Genomic DNA, 22,301 nt, shown 5'->3' on the forward strand with positions numbered 1-22,301 from the left:
GTTAAAGGAGCATTTTATATGTTTCAGAAAATATTAATTGCCAACCGGGGAGAAATTGCTGTGCGGATTATCCGTGCCTGCAGGGAAATGGGAATCCTTTCGGTTGCAGTATATTCAGAGGCAGACCGGGAATCGCTGCATACACAGCTTGCAGACGAAGCAGTCTGCATCGGGAAAGCTCCGGTGGCAGACAGCTATTTAAATATGGAGCGTGTCTTAAGCGCAGCCATTGCCACCAAAGCCCAGGCGATTCATCCGGGATTTGGATTTTTGTCAGAAAACGAACATTTTGCAGCCATGTGTGAAAGCTGCGGCATTGCATTTATCGGCCCTTCCGGCGACATCATCGGAAAGATGGGCAATAAATCACAGGCAAGGCTGACCATGATGGAAGCAGGGGTTCCGGTGGTACCTGGAACGAAAGAGCCGGTGTATGAATGGGAACGGGGCCTGGAGCTTGCAAAAGAGATAGGATTTCCGGTGATGATCAAGGCTTCCTCCGGAGGCGGCGGAAAGGGAATGCGGATTGCCGCAGACCTTTCGGAATTTGAGAATCATTTCCGCCTGGCGCAGCAGGAATCCATCAATGCTTTTGGGGACAATACCATGTATATTGAGAAATACATCGAAGAACCCAGGCATATTGAGATACAGATCCTTGCGGATAAATTCGGAAACGTACTCTGGTTAGGGGAACGGGACTGCTCCATTCAGAGACGCCATCAGAAAATGATAGAAGAGTCCCCCTGCGCCATTATGACAGATGATCTGCGTCAGCGCATGGGTGAGACAGCGGCCCTGGCAGCGAAAGCCGCCCATTATGAAAATGCAGGAACCATAGAATTTTTGCTGGATAAGCACATGAATTTCTATTTTATGGAGATGAATACCAGAATTCAGGTGGAGCATCCGGTGACAGAGATGGTGACAGGAATTGATTTGGTGAAAGAACAGATTCGGATTGCGGCGGGAGAGCCTCTGCATCTGCGTCAGGAGGACATTGTGCTGAAAGGCCATGCCATTGAATGCAGGATTAATGCAGAAGATCCGGAGCGGAATTTCATGCCCTGTCCGGGAACTGTGAAAGATCTGCATTTTCCGGGAGGAAACGGCGTCCGCATTGAATCCGCTCTGTATAACGGATATACTATTCCGCCTTTTTACGATTCCATGGTGGCCAAAGTGATTGTCCATGGAGAGAACAGGGCAGACGCCATCCGGAAAATGCGCAGCGCGCTGGGGGAAGTGGTGGTGGACGGAATCACCACAAATCTGGACTTTCAGTACGATATGTTAGACCATCCGGTATTTTTGTCAGGAAATATCACCACACATTTTATTCCGGAATATTATGAATCACAGGAAAGTAGGGAAATAGATGCTGAAGTTTAAAAAGACCGGTTCTGTGTTTACTTCTGCAAAAGAGCCAACCGTACCCGAAGGGTTATGGATCAAATGCGAGGGCTGCGGAGAACTTCTCTACAAAGAGGATGTAAGGCAGAATCATTATGTTTGTTATAAATGCGGAAAATATTTCCGCGTCAGCACCAAGAAACGTCTGCGTATGGTGGCGGATAAAGGCACTTACGAGAAATGGGACGAAGGAATCGAAAATAAAGATCCCCTGGAATATCCGGAATATCAGGAGAAAACAGCTTCCCTGAAAGAGCGTTACCGGATTGACGAGGCTGTTACCTGCGGTAAATGCACCATTCACGGAGAACAGGCTGTGGTGTGTGTCTGCGACGGACGGTTTTTGATGGGCAGCATGGGCTATGTGGTGGGGGAAAAGATTACCAGGGCAGTGGAACGCGCCACCGAAGAATACCTGCCGGTGATTATTTTCACCTGTTCCGGCGGAGCCAGAATGCAGGAGGGAATGGTTTCCCTGATGCAGATGGCCAAGACCTCTGCTGCGCTGAAACGTCATTCTGAAGCGGGGCTTCTTTACGTTTCTGTCCTGACCGATCCCACCACCGGAGGCGTTACCGCCAGTTTTGCCATGCTGGGAGATATTATTCTGGCGGAACCGGGGGCATTGGTGGGATTTGCAGGCCCAAGGGTAATTGAACAGACCATACGCCAGAAACTGCCGGAAGGATTTCAGCGGGCAGAATTTCTGTTAGAGCATGGACTGATTGACAATGTGGTAGAACGGGAAGATTTGAAAGAAACGCTGGTGAAGCTGATTGTGATGCACCGGCGGGTAGAGCCGAAAGAGGCGCTGATTCCAAACCGCAGAAAACATGCCAGGGAAGCAGACGGCTCCAGACGCTATGACAGAGTATCAGCCTGGGAACGTGTTCTGCGCGCCAGAGCCCAGGACAGACCGGGAGCATTGGAGTATATACAGGAGATTTTCACAGATTTTACAGAGCTTCACGGAGATCGCCACTTTGCGGACGACGGAGCCGTGGTAGGCGGGATCGGATACCTGGACGGCTGTCCGGTAACCGTAATCGGACAGCAGAAGGGCAAAACTACCAGAGAAAACATTACCAGGAATTTCGGAATGCCCTCTCCGGAAGGATACCGGAAAGCGCTGCGCCTGATGAAGCAGGCAGAAAAATTCCGCCGTCCCATTATTTGTTTTGTGGACACGCCGGGCGCTTTCTGCGGCATGGAAGCAGAGGAACGGGGACAGGGAGAAGCCATTGCAAGAAATCTTTTTGAAATGTCTGATCTGAAGGTTCCTGTTTTAAGCATTGTCATCGGAGAAGGAGGCAGCGGCGGAGCTCTTGCTCTTGCAGTGGGAAATGAGGTGTGGATGATGGAGAATTCCACCTACACCATTCTTTCACCGGAAGGATTTGCCTCCATTATGTGGAAGGATGCTTCCAGAGCGCCGGAGGCGGCGGAACAGATGCGCGTAACAGCGGAAGATTTAAAGGAACTTGGAATTATTGAAAAGGTGATTCCGGAGCCTCAGCCGGCAAATTCCCAGAATGCGGCAAAAATTGCAGAAACCATGCAGGAGGAAATCCGCAGATTTCTCCATCAGTATCTGCCCATGGAGGGAGAGAAACTGGCCAAACAGCGGTATGAAAGGTTCCGGAATATGTAACATGCCCAAAGCTACAGGAGGAAATCATGAGCAGACCATTGGTAATCAGAGATTTAAAGGCAGAGCTTCCTGTTATACAGGGAGGTATGGGCGTGGGAGTCAGCCTGGCCGGCCTGGCCGGAGCTGTGGCAAAATGCGGCGGGATAGGAGTTATTTCCACGGCCCAGATTGGTTATCAGGAGCCGGAATTTGACAGGCATCCCATCGAGACCAACTTAAAAGCAATCAAAACCCAAATCAGCCGTGCAAAGGAAATTGCAGAAGGCGGGATTGTGGGCGTAAATATTATGGTGGCCACCAGGCGGTACGGGGATTATGTCCGCGCTGCTGCAGAAGCCGGAGCGGATTTGATTATTTCCGGCGCAGGTCTGCCTGCGGAGCTTCCCGCTCTTGTGGAACCCTTTCAGACAAAGATAGCCCCTATCGTATCTTCCCGGAAATCGGCGTCAGTGATCTGTAAGATGTGGGATCGGAAATACAGGCGGTGCCCGGATCTTGTGGTCATTGAAGGGCCGAAAGCAGGAGGGCACCTGGGATTTTCCCTGGATGAATTAGAGCATATTCAGCCAGAGGACTATGAATCAGAAATCAAACAAATCCTGGAACTGGTTGGTCAGTACAGTGAAAAATATCAGTACCATATTCCGGTGGTGGTGGCCGGAGGGATTTATGACGGGGAGGATATGAAGCGTATCCTGGAACTGGGCGCAGACGGCGTGCAGGTGGCTACCCGTTTTGTAACTACCTGGGAATGCGACGCCAGTCAGCCCTACAAAGACGCATATCTGAAGGCCGGGAAAGATGATATTCAGATTGTAAAAAGTCCTGTGGGTATGCCGGGACGGGCCATCCGCAATGCATTTATCAAAAAAACAGAGGAACAGGCGGCAGGAGCATCCCTGTTGGAGCATGGAAGGCCTTTGGAGGAAGCCAGGGAATGGAACTGCCATCAATGCCTGGAAAAATGCAATCCAAAAGAAATTCCTTATTGTATCACAGATGCATTAATTCATGCAGTCAAAGGAAATACAGATCATGGCCTGGTGTTCTGCGGCGCCAACGCATGGCGGGCAGAAAAAATGGAACATGTGTCTGAAATCATGAAAGAATTCTCACAATTTTTGTAAAAATATAAAACTCCTGGAAAAATATCTTTCCAAAACCCTTAGAAGTTGCTATAATGAAAAAGAAGCATAGAAATTGTTCATGAACCTGTTCCGTAGAGTCAATTCTCATACGGAACAGGGAAGAGACAGGACGTTACAGAAAGAGGAAGAGACATCAAGGGAGGCATATATGAATTTTCAAATCTGTTCCGGAAATCACGAAGAAGCAGGCGTAACTAAGAAGAAGGACATCATTTCATTTTCCAAACAGGCGGCGAGAAATTCTATCTGCTATCTGCTGCTATATCCCAAAGATAACAGTCCGGCTCTGAAGATTCCTATGAAAACCCAGGGGAATTGTGATACGGTGTACACAGTTGGAATTCAGGGATTAGACTGGAAGAATTATGATTACAATTTTGAAATAAACGGGGAAGAAGTAACGGATCTTTATGCCCGTAAAATTACCGGGAGAGAAGTCTGGGGGGACGAAGCCCGCAGGCCCAAAGAGTTAAAAAGCGAACCGTTTATACCGCAGAAAGAAAAGCGGAAGATGGAGCAGCTTCAGGGGAAGAGTATTCTGGCAGAGAAGAGGCAGAAAGAAGAGAATCATGCAGAAAAAGTTAAAAGCTCATTTTACTTTTCGGATTTTAAATGGAAAGATAAGGTGTATGAAGGCGTTAAGAAGGAGGACATGGTAATTTATAAGCTCCATGTCCGAGGATTTTCCATGGGGATGCCGGGAAATGGCAGCCGGCGGGGAACGGTGGAAGCCGTAGAGCGGAAACTGGATTATTTTAAGGAGCTGGGGATTACAACGCTTTTGTTTATGCCGATGTATGAATTTGAAGAGCTCCTTTTGCTGGACAAAAGCAAACAGCAGACCCAGAGGAAGGATTTGATCAACTGCTGGGGGTATACAGTGGGAAGCTACTTTGCACCGAAAGCTTCCTATCTGGGAAAAGGAAACAATCCGGATAATCTGAAACGGCTGATTCAGAAGATGCATGAGAAGCAAATGGAGTGCATTCTGGAGTTTTATTTCCCAAGAAAGATAAATCCACATTTAATTATTGATGTATTGCGTTATTGGAACAGGGAATATCATGTAGATGGATTTCGGGTGTTGGGCTGCCCCGCCGTGGCGGAATTATTGGCCCAGGACAGCAGGCTGAGCGGCTGCAAGCTGTTTTTTGAGGGCTTTTCGGAGGATCTGGCTCAGGATCGTCAGCGGTTCGGTCCAAGTCTGTTTACTTATAATGAGGAATTTCTCTATGAGACGCGGAAGATGCTGAACCGCCAGGGAGGCAGCATATACGAATTTGCCTGTCAGATGCGGAGACAGCAGGAGTGCCAGGGCTATGTGAATTTTATCGCAGAAAACAATGGATTTACCCTTTGGGATGTGTTTTCCTATGAGCACAAGCACAATGATCAGAATCTGGAAGAAAACAGGGACGGAACTGACTGGAACTGCAGCGCCAACTGCGGACAGGAAGGGATCAGCCGCAGGCGGCAGGTCAATGAGCTGCGCAGGAGGCAGGTGAAAAACGCCCTGGCCGTTATTTTTCTGGCTCAGGGAATTCCCATGCTCTGGATGGGAGATGAATGCGGCAACAGCCAGAGAGGGAATAACAACGCATACTGCCAGGATAATGAAATCGGCTGGAAGGACTGGAAACGGACGGCTGCAAGCCGTCAGCTTATTTCCTATGTGGAGAGGCTGTCCGGGCTCAGGAGGGAATATCCCATGCTGCGCAGCGCCCATCCCTTCCATCTTCAGGATTATAACAATAAGGGCTGCCCGGATCTGTCCTATCACAGTGACGGGGCATGGAAAATGGATTTTGGTATGAACCGGGGATTTTTGGGCATGTTTTATTTCGGAGCCTATACAGGGCAGAAGGAAAACCTGTATATAGCCTGGAACTTTCAGACGGTTCCTCAGAAGTTTGCCCTTCCGGGAGGAATGAAGTGGAAACTTTTACTGAATACGGCTGCGGAGCCGGCTGTATTGGAGCAGCCGGGAGAACTTGGACATATCCGGGAATTTCAGGCTGAGGAACAGTCGGTCTGCCTGCTGATGGGAGAAGTGTTTTCAGAGAAGAAACCCCGGAAAAGGAGAAGAAAACCAGAGGAATCTGCAGACAGTGTCAAAGGAGAGAAACAATGACAGAAGAAATAACAGAAGGGAAATTCGGGCTCAGCGGGTTTGCCCTGAAATGGATTGCCATGATCAGTATGCTGATTGATCATGCCGGAGCCGTGCTGTTCCCTCAATATATCCAACTGCGTATGATCGGGAGACTGGCTTTTCCCATCTACTGTTTTCTTCTGGTGGAGGGGGCCGTGCATACCGGCAATATCCGCAAATATGAACTGCGTCTTTTGCTGTTTGCGCTGGTGTCAGAACTTCCCTTTGATCTGGCCTTTTATACCAGGATAGATTTTCGGCACCAGAACGTATTTTTTACACTGTTTCTGGGGCTTTTGGTGGTGGAACAGTACCAGAAGCGCAGAGAGAAATTAAGTTCTTTTTTAATTTTTCTAACAGCAATGGCGGCTGCGGAAGTTTTAAATACAGATTACGGCGCAGTTGGAATCATTTTTGTTCTGTTATTTTATCTTTTATATCAGTATAAGGTGGGAAAGCAGGCTGTCTTTGCGGCAGCCAATTTCTTGATGTATGGAACAGGAGTGCAGGCTTATGCAGGACTGGCGGCGCTGCCCATGCTGCTTTACAACGGAACGCGGGGGCCGTCCATGAAATATTTCTTTTATGTGTTTTATCCCCTGCATTTGCTGATTCTCTGGCTGATATGTAAAATCATGTATTAATAATTGGACAGGAGCGTGAAGAAATGAAGGCATGGGAGCATTTCAAAACCATCAATCATCATAAGATGCTGGTAATGAAAGGCTGTTTTAAGATTGGTTTGTATCGGCAGGGGCTGCTGCATGATTTATCAAAATATACGCCTACGGAGTTTTTGGTGGGCTGCAAATATTTCCAGGGCAATTTAAGCCCTAATAATATGGAACGGAAAGAGCGGGGTTATTCCTCCGCCTGGCTGCACCACAAGGGAAGAAACAAGCATCACATGGAATACTGGATCGATTATGGAGTGGGAGAGAAGAAGGGCATGACAGGCATGAAAATGCCCATCCGGTATGTGGTGGAAATGTTCATTGATCGGATGTCCGCCTCTAAGAATTATCAGAAAGAGAATTATACAGACAGCAGCCCTCTGGAATATTACGAGAATGGAAAAGCATACCATATGCTCCATCCCGATACCAGAATCCTGTTGGAAAGGCTGCTGCGTATGTTGGCGGAACATGGAGAAGATTACACCTTCCGCTATATTAAGAAAGTAGTGTTAAAGAGAAAAGATTACGGCAGACGGTTATGAAAACTGATTGTGTTCCGGCCGGTAATGATAGTCAATGGCGGCAAGAGAGGCCGTCAGCTCTTCTGGAGAAATATCGCAGCTTTTGCAGAATTCTTCTAAGGAAGGATACTGATCCCGAAGCTTTGTATTGACAAAACTCAGTAAAAGAACCGGATCTTTCGGCAGATTCATGATGTTCACCTCCTGAAATAAATGAATACTATTATCTTATCATACTATTTTCCGATTGGAAAGGCACTTCAAAGCTTGATTTTTCATAGAATGTAATAAATCAGCTTAGAGGTGCTTTTTTTGAAAACATTTTTAATGCCGCTGAATGCCGAGGAAGAAAAATATTATCTGGAAAAAATGAAAGAGGGCAGCCTTGAAGCTAGAAATACCCTGATCGAACGAAATTTAAGACTGGTGGCGCATATATCCAGAAAATACCAAAACGGGGATGAGGATATGGAGGATTTGATTTCCATCGGAACCATCGGACTGATCAAAGCCATTTCCACCTTTAATTACGAGCGGGGCAACCGGCTTGCCACCTATGCCGCCCGCTGCATTGACAATGAGCTTTTGATGTATTTCCGGGGAAAGAAAAAAACTTCCAGGGAAGTGTCCCTGTATGAGCCCATCGGAACAGACAAAGAAGGCAATCAGATTAATTTGCTGGATGTGGTGGAGAGTATGGACCGGGATATTTTTGAAGTGATTGAGCTGAAAGGAAATACCAGAAAAGTATATGAAATGATTCCGAAGGTGTTAAACGGCAGAGAGCGGGAGATTATTGAATGGCGGTACGGACTGTATAACCGCAAACCGGTGACACAGCGGGAAATTGCGGATAAATTAGGGATATCGCGTTCTTATGTGAGCCGGATAGAAAAACGGGCCCTGGAAAAATTAAAATCGTGCTTTGAATAAAAGAAATAAGCAAAAAGCAGCAGCAGAACTTGCAGAATCAAAAGAAACGTGTTATCATAGGCTTATCTTTTTTCAAAGGGCGTATCTGCCCGGATTCCCAACCAGCACAAAGGGAGGTATTTTGTATAGTATCGTATCGACAGCCATCGTCTGCGGAATTCAGAGCGTACTGATTCAGGTGGAGGCAGACGTGTGTGATGGAATGCCCGCGTTTGAAATGGTGGGCGTATTGTCCTCTGAGGTAAAAGAAGCCAGAGAACGGGTGAAGGCTGCAGTGAGAAACAGCGGAATTCGTCTGGCGCCTAAGAAGGTTACAATCAACCTTTACCCAGCAGATATCCGCAAGACAGGAACCGGCTTTGACCTGCCCATTGCCCTTGCCGTGTTAGCGGCCCACGGCAGAATTCCCCCGGAGCGTCTGGAAGGCATTTTATTTGCCGGGGAAATCAGCCTGAACGGAGAAATCCGCGCTGCCGGCGGAATTCTCCCTATGGTTCTGGCCGCCAAAGAAGAAGGGAAACGTACCGTCTGCGTTCCCAGAGGAAATGTAAAAGAAGCGGAGCTTGTAAAAGGAATGACCATTCTTCCGGCAGACAATCTGAATCAGGTCATTGCCGTGACAGAAGAGTTTGCCAGATTTCCGGAACGGTTTCAAAGAAGCAATAGTATAGAAGAAACAGGGCAGGATGTTCCCTGTTCAGACTCGGATTTTGCAGGAATTCACGGACAGAAGGTACTGAAACGGGCCTGTGAAATCGCTGCGGCAGGCAGGCACAATATGCTGATGGCCGGAGCTCCGGGAGCGGGAAAGACCATGGCGGCCCGGGCTGCGGCAACCATTCTGCCGCCCATGACAGAGGAGGAAGCTCTGGAACTGGCCAGGATTTACAGCGTCAGCGGCAGATTCGGGCAGCGGGAGAACAATTTCAGGACAAGGCCCTTTCGCAGCCCCCATCATACCATCACCGCAGCAGGTCTTGCCGGAGGCGGTGCGGTGCCAAAGCCAGGGGAACTGAGCCTGGCCCATAAAGGCATCTTATTTCTGGACGAGCTGACGGAATTTAAGAGAGAAGCGCTGGAAACGCTGCGTCAGCCTTTGGAAGAGAAGATGATCCGGCTTGTGAGAAGCAGCGGCGTCTACCGTTACCCGGCAGACATTATGCTGATTGGCGCCATGAATCCCTGCAGCTGCGGCTATTATCCGGACCGAACCCGGTGCAGCTGCTCTGCGGCAGTGATTGACCGTCATTTGAACAAGCTGAGCCGTCCCCTGTTAGACCGCATCGATCTCACCGTAGAGGTGAAACGGCTGCCTCTGGCAGAGATTCTCTCCCGGGAACCGGAGGAGAGCTCAAAGGTGATACGGGAACGGGTGCAGCAGGCGCAAAAAGTGCAGAACCGGAGGTTTATGGGCAGCGGAATCCTGTATAACAGCCAGATACCAGCCTCCTGTATGGGGGAATTCTGCTCCCTGGAGCCGGAAGCTGAAAAAACGCTGCAGGATGCCTTTGAGCGGCTGGAACTGAGCGTCCGGGGATACTACCGGACTGTCCGTGTGGCGCGCACCATTGCAGACCTGGAGCATTCAAAGCCAATCCGCCGGACGCATATTGTGGAAAGCCTGATTTACCGGGGACTGGACAGAAAGCTGTGGGAGATGTGACAGGGGAATATAAAAGAAAAGAAGCCCAATGCACTGACGCGTCCCGGTACGAATTCTGGTTTTCCGCTCTGTCTGCCCTTTCCGGAAAAAAGAAAATCCGCATAAAGCAAATCTTTCCGGACGCAGAAGAGATTTACCGGACGAATCCGGAAGAACTGCAGAAAAGATGCGGATTGACGGAGAAGGAGAAAGAAGCTCTGGCTTTGGGACAGACCATAACGGAGCATGAACTGGACGAAACCAAAGGCTGCTGCATCCAAAAGGGAATCAGGCTGATCTGCTTTGGGGACAGGGAATATCCTGACCGGCTGAAGCAGATCGGCAATCCGCCCTATAGCCTGTATTTCAGAGGCGGGCTGCCGAAAGTGTCTGCGCCTTCCATAGCGGTGGTGGGTGCCCGGAACTGCTCTGTTTACGGGAAGAAGGCGGCAGAGCAAATCGGCTTTGAACTGGCCAGGCGGGGAATTTCCGTAATCAGCGGAATGGCCCTGGGCATTGACGGCGCAGGACATTCAGGTGCGCTTTGGGCGTTGAAATCCCAGAAAACCGTACTGCAGGAAGCAGGAAGAACTTACGGTATTTTAGGCTGCGGCGCCGATGTCTGTTATCCGGCGGCCCACAGAGAATTATATGAAGAATTGGTAAAGCAGGGCGGCATCATCTCAGAATATCCGCCCAATACCAGGCCCCGGGCCATGTTTTTTCCCCAGAGGAACCGGCTGATCAGCGGCTTTTCCGACGGTGTGATTGTCGTGGAGGCCAGAGAAAAAAGCGGCGCATTGATCACGGCGGATTTTGCCTTAGAGCAGGGAAGAGAAGTCTATGCGGTGCCCGGAAGGATTTCAGATCCGCTGAGCCAGGGCGCAAACCGCCTGATTCGTCAGGGCGCGGGAATTTTTTTGTCGGCGGAGGACTTTCTGGAAGAAATGGATATTTTTACGGCTTTTCTGAAAGCTTCTGATAAAAAACCTAAATTATCACTTGAAAAATCAGAAAGGTTGGTGTATAGTTGTCTGGATTTAAGTCCAAAAAATCTGGACATGCTTTTGGCGGAATCCATGTTTTCTCTTCCGGAGCTTATGGAAATTCTGGAATCTCTGAGGGAGAAAGGATGTATACTGGAAGTATATCATAATTATTATATCAGGTCAGAATTTTCTGACTTCCCATAAAGGACAATTAAAGGAGCAGGCACATGGCAAAGTATCTTGTAATCGTGGAATCACCGGCGAAGGTGAAAACAATCAAAAAATTTCTTGGAAAGAATTATGAAGTGGCGGCCTCCAACGGACATGTGAGGGATTTACCCAAAAGCCAGCTTGGAATTGACGTAGAACATGATTATGAACCCAAATATATTACCATACGGGGAAAAGGAGACATTCTTGCCAATCTCCGGAAGGAAGTGAAAAAAGCAGAGAAAGTATATCTGGCAACGGACCCTGACCGGGAGGGGGAGGCCATCTCCTGGCACCTGTCCAAAGCCCTGAAATTAGAAGATAAGCATGTATACCGGATCAGCTTCAATGAGATTACCAAAAATGCAGTGAAAACTTCATTAAAACAGGCCAGGGAAATTGACATGAACCTGGTGGACGCCCAGCAGGCAAGGCGTATGCTTGACCGTATGGTGGGATACCGGATCAGCCCCCTGCTGTGGGCGAAGGTAAAACGCGGCTTAAGCGCAGGACGGGTTCAGTCTGTGGCGCTTCGGATTATCTGCGACAGAGAAGAGGAAATCAATGCCTTTATTCCGGAAGAATACTGGACGCTGGATGCGCAGCTTTCGGTGCCCGGAGAGAAAAAGGCCCTTTCAGCCAAATTTTACGGAAACGAAAATGGAAAACTCACCATAGGTTCCAGAGAAGAGATGGATAAAGTTTTAAAGAAACTGGAAAAAGAAACCTATCAGGTGCTGGATGTAAAAAAAGGAGAGCGGACCAGGAAAGCGCCCCTGCCCTTTACCACAAGCACGCTGCAGCAGGAAGCGGCCAAAACATTGAACTTTTCCACTCAGAAAACCATGCGCCTGGCGCAGCAGCTCTATGAAGGCGTAGACATTAAGGGGCAGGGAACCGTGGGCGTTATTACCTATCTGAGAACAGACTCCGTCCGGGTTTCCGAAGAAGCGGATCGGGCGGCCAGGGAATACATTCAGTCGTCTTACGGTGAGAATTACGTGGCAAAGGGCGGTCAGGAACGGAAGGGCGCAGGTAAGATTCAGGATGCCCATGAGGCAATCCGTCCCTCCGACATTACCAGGACGCCGGTTATGATTAAGGAATCCTTAAGCCGGGATCAGTTCCGCCTGTATCAGCTGATTTGGAAACGCTTTACAGCAAGCCGCATGAGCAGCGCGGTCTATGAGACTACTTCCATCCAGATCGGCGCCGGGGAATTCCGGTTCCATGTGTCTGCTTCCAGAATTGCATTTGAAGGCTTTATGTCCGTTTATACCAGTGAAGAGGATGAAAAAGGGGAGAATAATGTCCTGCTGAAATCACTGGACAAGGACACGGAGCTGAAATTAAAAGAACTGGAGGAGAAGCAGCATTTTACCCAGCCGCCGGCTCATTTTACAGAAGCCTCCCTGGTGAAAGCGCTGGAAGAGCAGGGCATCGGCAGGCCCAGTACCTATGCGCCCACCATCACGACGCTGTTAGGCAGAAGGTATGTGGTGAAAGAAAATAAGAATCTGTATATTACAGAACTGGGAGAAGCGGTGAATTCCATTATGATGGAAGCGTTTCCCACCATTGTAGATGAGAATTTTACGGCGAATATGGAATCTCTGCTGGATAAAGTGGCAGAGGGGAACATTGGATGGAAAGCGGTTGTCAGCAATTTCTATCCGGATCTGGAAGAGGCGGTGCAGGCCGCAGAGCAGGAACTGGAGAAGATTCAGATTGAAGACGAGGTCACAGACGTGATCTGCGATTTGTGCGGCCGGAATATGGTGGTAAAATACGGCCCCCATGGAAAATTTCTGGCGTGCCCCGGATTTCCGGAGTGCCGCAATACCAAGCCGTATCTGGAAAAAATCGGAGTGGCCTGTCCCATGTGCGGAAAAGAAGTCGTTCTGAAAAAAACGAAAAAAGGCAGAAAATACTATGGATGCGAGGACAATCCGGAATGCGAGTTTATGAGCTGGCAGAAGCCTTCTTCTGAGAAATGTCCGGAATGCGGCGGTTACATGGTGGAAAAGGGAAATAAACTGGTCTGCGCAGAAAAACAGTGCGGTTTTGTCAGGGAAAAGCAGAAAGATGAACAGAAATAACAGCAGGGAATAGTTAGAAAATATAAATTTCTGCCAAAGAAAATATGAAAAAAGTCAGAAAGTTATTGAAATTTGTCGGAAAGCATGGTAGAATTCAAAATAATACAACAGATGTTTAGAGTTTAACGTGGGAGGAGTTTTATGGGTGTCCAGTTGTTAGATAAGACGAGAAAAATCAATAAATTACTTCATAACAATAATTCCTCAAAGGTAGTATTCAGCGATATTTGTGAAGTTTTAACAGAGATTTTGGATTCAAATATTCTTGTGATCAGTAAGAAAGGCAAGGTGCTTGGAACCAGCCGCAGTGAAGGAACAGAGGAAATCAAAGAATTAATTGCAGATCAGGTAGGAGGATTTATTGATCCACTGTTGAATGAACGTTTGTTGGGCATTTTATCCACCAAGGAGAACGTCAATCTTGAGACGCTGGGATTTGTGTTAGAGGATGTGTGCAGATACCGGGCAATTATTACTCCCATAGACATTGCAGGGGAGAGGCTTGGAACTTTGTTTGTATACCGTCTGGAGCAGCAGTATGATATTGATGATATTATTTTAAGCGAGTATGGAACAACCGTGGTGGGACTGGAGATGATGCGCTCTGTGAATGAGGAGAGCGCCGAGGAGAACCGGAAGGTTCAGATTGTAAAATCTGCCATCGGTACGCTTTCGTTTTCTGAACTGGAAGCGATTACCCATATTTTTGACGAAATGGAAGGCAAGGAAGGAATCCTGGTGGCAAGCAAGATTGCCGACAGGGTAGGAATTACCAGAAGCGTGATTGTCAATGCTTTAAGGAAGTTTGAAAGCGCAGGGGTAATTGAATCCCGCTCTTCAGGGATGAAGGGCACATACATAAAAGTGTTGAACGACGTGGTGTTTGACGAACTGGATAAAATCAAAAAAGAGAATACGAAACATAACTAAACGGATTTGGTTATTTTATTACAAAAGGGATTTGTGGACTGCAGCGGTAAGTGAAATCTGTAGTGATAAGTCCCGCTTTTGTGTGTAAGAAAGAAGGGATTGGAATTTAAACATGGCAGCAAAATGCGAAGAAACAGAAGCATTTTGCGAAAAAAGACCAAAAAGAAATTTAGCAGTACATCTGTGTGCAGTATATCCATTTAATAAGAAGAAAAAATCTGCCAAAATAAAGCTGGTAAAAAATACCAGGAGATACCAGAGACAGCCGCCGAAAACCGGCAGCAGCGGCGAAACCATCGACGGGATAGCACATTATAGTCTAAAAATCACAAAAAAACTGCAAAAAAAGCTTGCATTATTAGTAGGATAATTTATAATATAGAAGAATAGAATTTTATTGCAGTACGGGGAATTAGGGAAATAATCTGAAGAAAGGAGCAATTTGGAATGATAGCCAGCGGAATGTATGATTACATTGATATAATGAATAAAGCGGCGGACGCTGCCTGGCTGCGGGACACTGCCATCAGCCAGAATATTGCCAATGGGGATACGCCCGGGTATAAGCGTCAGGATGTGAATTTTGAAGGGCTGCTTCAGCGGGAACTTGGAAAGATGAAGTATGTTTCCCTGGACGAGAAAGTCAGCGAGATCAACAAAGGCCATATGGATCACCTGGATGCGGAGATTTATACGGATATTGAGAATTATTCCTACCGCTTAGACGGCAACAGCGTTGATCCGGAGCAGGAATACGCAGAGCTTGCATCCACAAGAATTCAGTATAATGCGCTGATTGACAGCATGACCAGAGAATTTCAGAGAATTAAGAGTGTGATAAAGTAGCGGTGAAAAATAAAAAAGCTGGGAGGAATGAACATGTCATTATTTCAGTCATTTGATATTAATACGTCAGCATTGACTGCGCAGCGGTTCCGTATGGATGTGATTTCTGAGAACGTTGCGAATGTTACAACCACAAGAACAGAAGACGGAACGCCGTATACCCGCAAGATTGTAACCTTCCGGGAGAAGCAGGTGACGCCCTTCAGTAAGGTTTTAAGCAACACTCAGGCGGCATATCTGGGCAACGGGGTGAAGGTGTCCAAGGTTTCTGAGGATACGGAAAGCGAATACGTGATGAAATACGACCCGTCCCATCCGGATGCAGATGAGAATGGATATGTATCTTATCCAAATGTAAATATTATAACAGAGATGACAAATATGATAGACGCAAGCAGGTCTTACGAGGCGAATTTAACGGCGTTTGAGACCAGCAAGGCAATTGCATTAAAGGGTTTGGAGTTGGGCAAATAACTTAATCCTGCCTATTCTGCCGCCTGGCAGAGGATGCAGATGACAGGTGATGCCGAAAGATGAGAAACACAGGGTCAGGGAGGCTTTTTAATTATGGACATATCAGTGTTAAGCAGCGTGGGTTCAGAGTACATAAAGAACGCTGCATTGGAGAATGAACAGATTACCGTAACGGACAAAGGATTTGAAAGCATGCTTCAGTCAGCCATGGGTATGATCAATGAAGCGAATGATGCGCAGAATAAGGCAGAAGAGGCAGAGATGCAGTTTATGCTGGGGTATGCGACCAACACCCATGAACTGATGGCAATACAGGAAAAGGCAGACATTACTTTGAATTATACCGTAGCGGTCAGAGATAGAATGCTTGAAGCCTACAAAGAGATTATGAATATGCAGATTTAACATTTTGGTGTAAACAGATGAATATTACATATGAACGGGATGGGTGGAGAGTCACATGCAGGAAAGAGTGAGAGAGGTGCCCCAAAGGGTCCTCGAATGGTGGAATAAGTTTTCTGTCAAACAGAAAACTTTGATTGCAAGTATCGCAGTTGCGGTGATTGTAGGCTTGATCATTGTCACCAAGATATTGACAACGCCTACGATGGTGCCGATCAGAAGCTGCGTGGATACGAAGGAAGCGGCTCAGGTCAAGGAACTGTTGGATGGAGAAGAGATATATTATGAAGTCTCGGAGGACGGACTTGATTTTCAGGTTAAGACAGAGGACAGGGCGAATGCTTCCATTTTGCTGGGAGAGAATGGAATACCGGCTTCTTCATACGATTTGAATAACGTATTTGAAGGCGGTTTCAGTACGACAGAGTCAGACAAATCCAAGCGTTATCAGCTTTATTTGGAGAAACAGTTAGAAGAGGATTTGCAGCAGTTAGACGGTGTGAATTCTGCAACCGTTAATTTGAGTATGCCGGTGGACGACGGCACGGTACTGGCGTTGCAGGAAGATTCCTATGCGGCAGTTACCCTGACTTTGTCCGGAGAGATGGACGAAGATACAGCGGCAGGACTGGCCAGATGGATTGCAACGGCAATTGGCAACAAGGGAACGGACGATATTTCCATTTTGGACAGTTCCGGGAATATGCTGTTTTCCGGCGGGGATTCCGCAACGGCCATGGGGGCAGCCAATACGCAGCTTTCCTATAAGAGCAAGGCCGAGAGCGCAGTAAAGAGCCAGGTCAAGGATATTATGATGGGAACGAATGTTTTTAACAATGTTTCCGTTGGATTAAATCTGGATGTAAGTTTTACAGAGACGAAAGAGACCAGCCATGAGTATTCTACGCCGGAAGGACAGGATCACGGCCCGGTATCAAGCAGAAGGACGTATACTTCAGAAACAACCGGCGGCGTGGAAGGCGTTCCAGGAACGGATACTAATGATGATGATACCGGATATATGTTAGAAGACGGAGCAACCTCCAGTCAGACCACAGAAGAATTAAATGAGAATTACAATACCAATGAGCTGATTCGGGAGAGTACCGGCGGCGTCGGGGAAGTAAATTATGAGAATTCTTCTATTACCGTGGTGGCAAGCCAGTACCGTAACTACAATGAAGATGCCCTTAAGGCCAGCGGTCAGTTGGATGATATGACCTTTGACGAATTTGTAGCGGCAAACCGGGAACGGGTACGGATGGATCTGGATGAAGATTTTGTGCAGATGGTGGCAAGGGCCACCGGATTTCCGGAAGAAAATGTCATGGTAGTAGGGTATGAAGTGCCGTTTTTTGAATATTCAGATAACAGCGGCCGGGGCGTGATGGATTATCTGCCGGTGGCAATTGCGCTGATTATTATGGCAATGTTGGGATATGTGGTGTTCCGCAGTACCAGAAGGGAACAGCAGGTTGCTGAAGTGGAGCCGGAGCTTTCCGTGGAATCCCTTCTGGCATCTACCAAAGAAGCAGAAGAGGAATCTCTGGAGGATATCGGATTCTCTGATAAATCAGAGACGCGTATCCTGATAGAGAAATTTGTTGATGAAAACCCAGAAGCAGTGGCTTCTTTGCTGCGTAACTGGCTGAACGAGGAGTGGGAATAGAGTTATGGCAAATTCAGAAGAATATAATGGCGTCCAGAAAGCGGCAATACTGCTGATTGCACTGGGGCCGGAAAAATCAGCTTCTATATTCAAACATTTGAAAGAAGAAGAAATTGAAGAACTGACTCTGGAAATTGCCAATACCAGAAGCATATCTCCCCAGACAAAAGAAGATGTATTAAATGAATTTTATCAGGTTTGTCTGGCCCAGCAGTATATCGCAGAAGGCGGTATCGGCTATGCCAAGGAATTGTTGGAAAAGGCGCTGGGAGAAGAAAAGGCGCAGGGAGTTATCTCCAAGCTTACTGCTTCTCTTCAGGTACGTCCTTTTGAGTTTGTGCGAAAGACAGATCCGGCTCAGTTATTGAACTTTATCCAGGATGAACATCCTCAGACAATCGCTATGATTTTGTCATACTTGTCTGCAGGGCAGTCAGCCATGATCATCGGCTCACTGGTTCCGGAGAAACAGGCGGATGTTGCAAAGCGTATCGCTTTGATGGATCGGACTTCACCAGATGTTATTAAGGAAGTGGAGCGTGTGTTGGAACGAAAACTTTCTACATTAGTAAATCAGGATTATACAATTGTAGGCGGTGTGGATGCGATTGTTTCCATTTTGAACACCGTAGACCGTTCTACCGAAAAGCATATTATGGAAACACTTGAAATCGAAGAACCAGAATTGGCAGATGAAATCCGTAAGAAGATGTTCGTATTCGAGGATATTCTTCTTCTGGACGACCGTGCAATTCAGCGTGTGCTTCGGGATGTGGACAATAATGATTTGGGTATTGCCCTGAAAGCGGCAAATGAAGATGTACAGAATGTTATCTTTAAGAATATGTCCAAACGTCTGGCAACCATGATTAAGGAAGATATGGAGTTTATGGGACCGGTGCGTATGAAGGATGTAGAAGAAGCGCAGCAGAAGATTGTAGGTATTATACGTAAACTGGAGGATTCTGCAGAAATTGTAATCTCCAGAGGCGGAGGTGACGAGATCGTTGTCTAATTTGTATAAGCAGCGGTATGTCGTTGCCAATAACAGCAATACAAGAATTATCAATTCCAATGACCGTGTAGAAGAGCGGATGCAGGAATTGAGGCGGGAAATGGTTCAGAAGCTGGCCGGCGGCCAGTCTGCCGACGGCTTTGTGGAAGGGCTGTCTATGGAGCTGGTGGACGCAGTTCCCAAGGAAGAGGAGATTAGTCCGGAGGAGCTGTTGGAGAATGCCAGGCAGGAGGCTGAGGAGATTCTTGCAGAAGCCCGCAGCCGGGCTGAAGCAGTGCTCGCCCAGGCCAATGAACAGGCAGTCTCCATTCGGAAACAGGCGGAAGAGAACGGTTATGAAACCGGTTATAACAGCGGTATTCAGGAGGGGAACGAGAAGGCTGCCGCTGAGCTGGCTGTTCAGAGAAGCCGGATGGAAGAAGAACAGCGCCGGATGGAGGAAGAGTACCGGCAGAAGATTGAGGAATTAGAGCCTTATCTTGTAGATATTGTTGCAGATGTATTTGAGAAAGTATTCCATGTACAGTTTGACGATAAAAAGGAGATTTTGATTTATCTGATCCAGCAGACAATTTTAAGCACAGAAGGAACAAAAGACTTCCAGATAAGGGTGAGTCTGAAAGATTATGAATATGTGGAAACTCATAAAAATGAGATTACAGAACAGGTGGGCGGCGCTGTAAATGTAGAGGTGATGGCGGACGCAAGCCTGAAAGAGAGACAATGCATGATTGAAACAGATTCCGGTATCTTTGACTGCGGTTCAGACGTCCAGCTTGAGCATCTGATCAAAGCGCTGCGGTCATTAAGTTTGTGAGGAAGAAATATTGTGACATATAATTTGGATAAATACTATCAATTAGCCGACAGAAATTATTACAGACATCTGGGGAAAGTGGTTAAAATTGTAGGACTTACGATTGAGTCTGTGGGACCGAATGCCAAACTGAATGACTTGTGCAGAATCATTATTGATAAGAACAGGAATATTTCAATTATGGCAGAAGTAGTTGGTTTCCGGGATAAAAGACTGCTTCTAATGCCTTATGAAAGTGTAGAGGGATTAGGCGTGGGATGTATCGTAGAGAATACGGGACATCCTTTGTCTGTTTGTGTAGGAGATGAAATGCTGGGCCATACCTTAGACGGTATGGGACGGCCGACAGATATTGAAGAGCTGAGCCTGCGGGAAGAATATCCGGTGGACGCCCCTCCTCCGGACCCTATGGACCGTGTGATTATCAGTGAAGTGCTCCCTTTGGGAGTGAAAGCGGTGGACGGCCTGATTACGGTGGGTAAAGGCCAGAGAATCGGGATCTTCGCCGGTTCCGGCGTAGGAAAAAGTACACTGCTGGGAATGTTTGCAAGAAATACGAAAGCGGATATCAATGTAATTGCGCTGATTGGAGAGCGGGGCAGGGAAGTCCGGGAATTTATTGAGCGGGATATGGGAGAAGAAGGAATGCGCAGATCCGTTGTGATTGTAGCCACTTCCGACCGGCCTGCGCTGCTTCGGAGAAACGCGGCAAAGACTGCCACTGCCATTGCGGAATATTTCAGGGATCAGGGCAAGGACGTACTGCTGATGATGGATTCACTGACACGTTTTTCCATGGCGCAGCGGGAAATCGGCCTGGCTTCCGGAGAACCGCCGGTCACCAGAGGATATCCGCCCAGTGTGTATTCTGAGATGCCCAAACTCTTAGAGAGGGCCGGCAATTCAGACAGAGGCTCCATTACCGGATTGTATACCGTTCTGGTAGACGGAGACGACTTTAACGAACCGATTACGGATACTGCAAGAAGTATCCTGGACGGACATATTATGTTAGACCGGAAACTGGCCCATAAGAACCATTATCCGGCTATTGATGTATTACAGAGCATTTCCCGTGTCATGAGCGCCATTGCGGACAGCAAACACAAAGAGACAGCCGGGAAATTGAAAAATGTAATGGCAACTTATCAGGAAGCAGAGGATTTGATTAATATCGGAGCCTATAAATCCGGTTCAAATAAGAATATTGACTATGCCATAGAAAAGATTGATGCAGTAAATGAATTTCTGCTTCAGGAAACCCATGATAAGTTTTCTTTTGAAGAGATTATGAGTATGATGGAAGGATTGTTCTAAGCTATGGCGAAGTTTACATATAAGATGCAGAATATTCTGAATGTGAAATACAAGCTGGAGACACAGGCTAAGACTTCTTTTTCCCTGGCAGCTTCCAGGCTGAATCAGGAAGAAGAAAAACTGGAACTGCTGCGGCAGCGCAGAAGCGCTTATGAGGCCCATGCCAGAGAGCTTGTATCTGAGCGGTTGGATTTTCAGGAAATCAAGCTGAACCGCATTGCCATTGAGACGGTAAAAGGAAACATCCAGAATCAGGTGGTGGCAGTCCATGTGGCGGAGCGTAACTTGGAAAGCGCGAGAAAGAAGCTGCAGAATGTAATGACTGAGCGGAAAACCCATGAGATTCTGAAAGACAAAGCCTTTGAGGAATTTAAAAAGGAACTGGAAAAAGAAGAAAGCAAGGCAGTGGATGAACTGGTAAGTTTTACCCACAATCATGCCGAGGAAAAATAAGGTGGTGGACAGTATGGCAGAAGATATCTTAGACCAGGCAGGTGAAGAGGGCGGAGCTTTAGACAAAAAAGCCCAGAAGAAAGCGGAGAGAGCCAGGAAGAAAGAAGAAAAGAAGCAGAGAAAAGCAGAAAAGAAACAGATGCAGGAAGAGGAATCACAGGAAGAAGAGGAAAGCGGCGGAAGCAAGCTCGCAGTGATTCTTGCCACAATTGTGTTCATCGCTATCTGGCTGGCAATACTTGCCCTTATCATTAAGATGGATATCGGCGGATTCGGCTCCACAGTGCTCCATCCGATTTTAAAAGACGTCCCTGTCATCAACAAGATTTTGCCGGAGACAGAGAAAGAGCCGGTGGTGGACGCACAGTATCCATACACTACATTGGACGAAGCAATTGCGCGGATTAAAGAACTGGAAGTGGAATTATCTGATACCCAGTCCCAGTCCAAGGGCAATTCTGATTATGTGTCCCAATTGGAAGCAGAAGTGGCCAGACTGCGGGAATTTGAAAATGAACAGTCCGCCTTTGAAGAGGAAAAAACGAAATTTTATAAAGAGGTTGTGTTCAACGAAAATGCACCCGATATATCTGAATATAAAGCATATTATGAGAGTATTGATCCGGCCAATGCGGAAGTGCTGTACAAACAGGTGGTACAGCAGCAGGAGGCGGATGCTGAAATCGAAGAATATGCCAAGACTTACTCTGAGATGAAGCCCAAACAGGCGGCGGCAATTATGGAAGCGATGCAGGATAACCTGAAACTGGTAGTAAAGATTCTTGAGAATATGAAAACAGACGCCAGAAGCGATATTCTTGCAGCCATGAATGCGGAAGTCGCTGCAAGGATTACCAAGATGATGGAGCCGTAGGCTCATAACTGTGGTTATAGGGTTCCAGCAGGAATCATATAATAAATAATCTGAAGAAAGGAGGAAAAG

Annotated in this window: 21 protein-coding genes; 20 read left to right on the forward strand and 1 reads right to left on the reverse strand. The window is 47.2% G+C overall.

Annotated features, from left to right (window positions below):
- Positions 1-18: 18 nt before the first annotated feature.
- The 6 genes from ACTO17_RS05835 to ACTO17_RS05860 all read left to right on the forward strand — a co-directional run bounded on the left by ACTO17_RS05835 (position 19) and on the right by ACTO17_RS05860 (position 7,583).
- Positions 19-1,392: an acetyl-CoA carboxylase biotin carboxylase subunit gene (locus ACTO17_RS05835; protein WP_482557249.1), complete on the forward strand. Its 1,374-nt coding sequence runs from the start codon at positions 19-21 to the stop codon at positions 1,390-1,392.
- On the forward strand, positions 1,379-3,064 hold the full coding sequence (locus ACTO17_RS05840; protein ID WP_482557250.1) for an acetyl-CoA carboxylase carboxyltransferase subunit alpha: 1,686 nt from the start codon (positions 1,379-1,381) through the stop codon (positions 3,062-3,064). Before ACTO17_RS05835 ends, ACTO17_RS05840 begins: the two co-directional genes overlap by 14 nt.
- A 26-nt stretch (positions 3,065-3,090) precedes the next feature.
- Positions 3,091-4,191 (forward strand): NAD(P)H-dependent flavin oxidoreductase, encoded by a 1,101-nt coding sequence (locus tag ACTO17_RS05845; RefSeq protein ID WP_482557251.1) that lies wholly within the window; start codon positions 3,091-3,093, stop codon positions 4,189-4,191.
- A gap of 169 nt (positions 4,192-4,360) precedes the next feature.
- A complete protein-coding gene (locus ACTO17_RS05850; protein WP_482557252.1) occupies positions 4,361-6,343 on the forward strand; it encodes a glycogen operon protein GlgX in 1,983 nt (660 codons plus the stop codon).
- A complete protein-coding gene (locus tag ACTO17_RS05855) occupies positions 6,340-7,008 on the forward strand; it encodes a TraX family protein (protein ID WP_172537528.1) in 669 nt (222 codons plus the stop codon). The genes ACTO17_RS05850 and ACTO17_RS05855 overlap by 4 nt, the downstream gene beginning before the upstream one ends.
- A 23-nt stretch (positions 7,009-7,031) precedes the next feature.
- On the forward strand, positions 7,032-7,583 hold the full coding sequence (locus ACTO17_RS05860) for a DUF5662 family protein (RefSeq protein ID WP_172537527.1): 552 nt from the start codon (positions 7,032-7,034) through the stop codon (positions 7,581-7,583).
- Here the strand turns inward: ACTO17_RS05860 and ACTO17_RS05865 are convergent.
- Complete coding sequence (locus ACTO17_RS05865; protein WP_172537526.1) at positions 7,578-7,754, reverse strand: DUF4250 domain-containing protein; 177 nt, start codon at positions 7,752-7,754, stop codon at positions 7,578-7,580. The genes ACTO17_RS05860 and ACTO17_RS05865 overlap by 6 nt on opposite strands.
- A gap of 120 nt (positions 7,755-7,874) precedes the next feature.
- On the opposite strand from ACTO17_RS05865, the gene sigK reads away from it, so the two are divergent.
- From sigK to ACTO17_RS05935, 14 genes are all read left to right on the forward strand, one after another.
- Positions 7,875-8,495, forward strand: coding sequence for an RNA polymerase sporulation sigma factor SigK (gene sigK / locus ACTO17_RS05870; protein ID WP_172537525.1), 621 nt, complete (start codon positions 7,875-7,877; stop codon positions 8,493-8,495).
- Between the two features lie 121 nt (positions 8,496-8,616).
- Positions 8,617-10,158, forward strand: a complete 1,542-nt coding sequence (locus tag ACTO17_RS05875; protein ID WP_482557253.1) for a YifB family Mg chelatase-like AAA ATPase — start codon at positions 8,617-8,619, stop codon at positions 10,156-10,158.
- Positions 10,146-11,330, forward strand: coding sequence for a DNA-processing protein DprA (gene dprA / locus ACTO17_RS05880; RefSeq protein WP_482557254.1), 1,185 nt, complete (start codon positions 10,146-10,148; stop codon positions 11,328-11,330). Before ACTO17_RS05875 ends, dprA begins: the two co-directional genes overlap by 13 nt.
- A 23-nt stretch (positions 11,331-11,353) precedes the next feature.
- Positions 11,354-13,435, forward strand: a complete 2,082-nt coding sequence (topA, locus tag ACTO17_RS05885) for a type I DNA topoisomerase (protein WP_172537531.1) — start codon at positions 11,354-11,356, stop codon at positions 13,433-13,435.
- Between the two features lie 141 nt (positions 13,436-13,576).
- Complete coding sequence (gene codY, locus ACTO17_RS05890; RefSeq protein ID WP_172537532.1) at positions 13,577-14,365, forward strand: GTP-sensing pleiotropic transcriptional regulator CodY; 789 nt, start codon at positions 13,577-13,579, stop codon at positions 14,363-14,365.
- Between the two features lie 447 nt (positions 14,366-14,812).
- A complete protein-coding gene (gene flgB, locus ACTO17_RS05895; protein WP_482557255.1) occupies positions 14,813-15,211 on the forward strand; it encodes a flagellar basal body rod protein FlgB in 399 nt (132 codons plus the stop codon).
- A gap of 33 nt (positions 15,212-15,244) precedes the next feature.
- Complete coding sequence (gene flgC, locus ACTO17_RS05900; RefSeq protein WP_172537534.1) at positions 15,245-15,685, forward strand: flagellar basal body rod protein FlgC; 441 nt, start codon at positions 15,245-15,247, stop codon at positions 15,683-15,685.
- A gap of 93 nt (positions 15,686-15,778) precedes the next feature.
- Positions 15,779-16,090: a flagellar hook-basal body complex protein FliE gene (gene fliE / locus ACTO17_RS05905; protein ID WP_482557256.1), complete on the forward strand. Its 312-nt coding sequence runs from the start codon at positions 15,779-15,781 to the stop codon at positions 16,088-16,090.
- 55 nt (positions 16,091-16,145) lie between these two features.
- Entirely contained in the window at positions 16,146-17,756 is a 1,611-nt protein-coding gene (gene fliF, locus ACTO17_RS05910) for a flagellar basal-body MS-ring/collar protein FliF (RefSeq protein ID WP_482557257.1), read from the forward strand.
- Positions 17,757-17,760: 4 nt separating this feature from the next.
- The gene (fliG, locus tag ACTO17_RS05915; RefSeq protein WP_135988964.1) at positions 17,761-18,771 is read left to right on the forward strand and encodes a flagellar motor switch protein FliG; all 1,011 of its coding nucleotides are present in this window, start codon (positions 17,761-17,763) and stop codon (positions 18,769-18,771) included.
- Entirely contained in the window at positions 18,764-19,588 is an 825-nt protein-coding gene (locus tag ACTO17_RS05920; protein ID WP_172537537.1) for a FliH/SctL family protein, read from the forward strand. Before fliG ends, ACTO17_RS05920 begins: the two co-directional genes overlap by 8 nt.
- Before the next feature lie 12 nt (positions 19,589-19,600).
- Entirely contained in the window at positions 19,601-20,905 is a 1,305-nt protein-coding gene (gene fliI, locus ACTO17_RS05925) for a flagellar protein export ATPase FliI (protein ID WP_172537538.1), read from the forward strand.
- Positions 20,906-20,908: 3 nt separating this feature from the next.
- Positions 20,909-21,358 carry a flagellar export protein FliJ gene (fliJ, locus tag ACTO17_RS05930; protein WP_172537539.1) on the forward strand — a complete coding sequence of 150 codons (450 nt, stop codon included), beginning with the start codon at positions 20,909-20,911 and terminating at the stop codon, positions 21,356-21,358.
- Between the two features lie 13 nt (positions 21,359-21,371).
- Positions 21,372-22,232 carry a MotE family protein gene (locus ACTO17_RS05935; protein ID WP_482557258.1) on the forward strand — a complete coding sequence of 287 codons (861 nt, stop codon included), beginning with the start codon at positions 21,372-21,374 and terminating at the stop codon, positions 22,230-22,232.
- Positions 22,233-22,301: the final 69 nt, after the last annotated feature.

The sequence above is a fragment of the Petralouisia sp. genome (assembly GCF_056822245.1).

What these genes read in the sequence shown, in the direction of transcription:
- ACTO17_RS05835 (WP_482557249.1), top strand. Translation starts at nt 19, where the DNA reads ATGTTTCAGAAAATATTAATTGCCAACCGGGGAGAAATTGCTGTGCGG.
- ACTO17_RS05840 (WP_482557250.1), top strand. Translation starts at nt 1,379, where the DNA reads ATGCTGAAGTTTAAAAAGACCGGTTCTGTGTTTACTTCTGCAAAAGAG.
- ACTO17_RS05845 (WP_482557251.1), top strand. Translation starts at nt 3,091, where the DNA reads ATGAGCAGACCATTGGTAATCAGAGATTTAAAGGCAGAGCTTCCTGTT.
- ACTO17_RS05850 (WP_482557252.1), top strand. Translation starts at nt 4,361, where the DNA reads ATGAATTTTCAAATCTGTTCCGGAAATCACGAAGAAGCAGGCGTAACT.
- ACTO17_RS05855 (WP_172537528.1), top strand. Translation starts at nt 6,340, where the DNA reads ATGACAGAAGAAATAACAGAAGGGAAATTCGGGCTCAGCGGGTTTGCC.
- ACTO17_RS05860 (WP_172537527.1), top strand. Translation starts at nt 7,032, where the DNA reads ATGAAGGCATGGGAGCATTTCAAAACCATCAATCATCATAAGATGCTG.
- ACTO17_RS05865 (WP_172537526.1), bottom strand. Translation starts at nt 7,754, where the DNA reads ATGAATCTGCCGAAAGATCCGGTTCTTTTACTGAGTTTTGTCAATACA.
- topA (WP_172537531.1), top strand. Translation starts at nt 11,354, where the DNA reads ATGGCAAAGTATCTTGTAATCGTGGAATCACCGGCGAAGGTGAAAACA.
- codY (WP_172537532.1), top strand. Translation starts at nt 13,577, where the DNA reads ATGGGTGTCCAGTTGTTAGATAAGACGAGAAAAATCAATAAATTACTT.
- flgB (WP_482557255.1), top strand. Translation starts at nt 14,813, where the DNA reads ATGATAGCCAGCGGAATGTATGATTACATTGATATAATGAATAAAGCG.
- flgC (WP_172537534.1), top strand. Translation starts at nt 15,245, where the DNA reads ATGTCATTATTTCAGTCATTTGATATTAATACGTCAGCATTGACTGCG.
- fliE (WP_482557256.1), top strand. Translation starts at nt 15,779, where the DNA reads ATGGACATATCAGTGTTAAGCAGCGTGGGTTCAGAGTACATAAAGAAC.
- fliF (WP_482557257.1), top strand. Translation starts at nt 16,146, where the DNA reads ATGCAGGAAAGAGTGAGAGAGGTGCCCCAAAGGGTCCTCGAATGGTGG.
- fliG (WP_135988964.1), top strand. Translation starts at nt 17,761, where the DNA reads ATGGCAAATTCAGAAGAATATAATGGCGTCCAGAAAGCGGCAATACTG.
- fliJ (WP_172537539.1), top strand. Translation starts at nt 20,909, where the DNA reads ATGGCGAAGTTTACATATAAGATGCAGAATATTCTGAATGTGAAATAC.
- ACTO17_RS05935 (WP_482557258.1), top strand. Translation starts at nt 21,372, where the DNA reads ATGGCAGAAGATATCTTAGACCAGGCAGGTGAAGAGGGCGGAGCTTTA.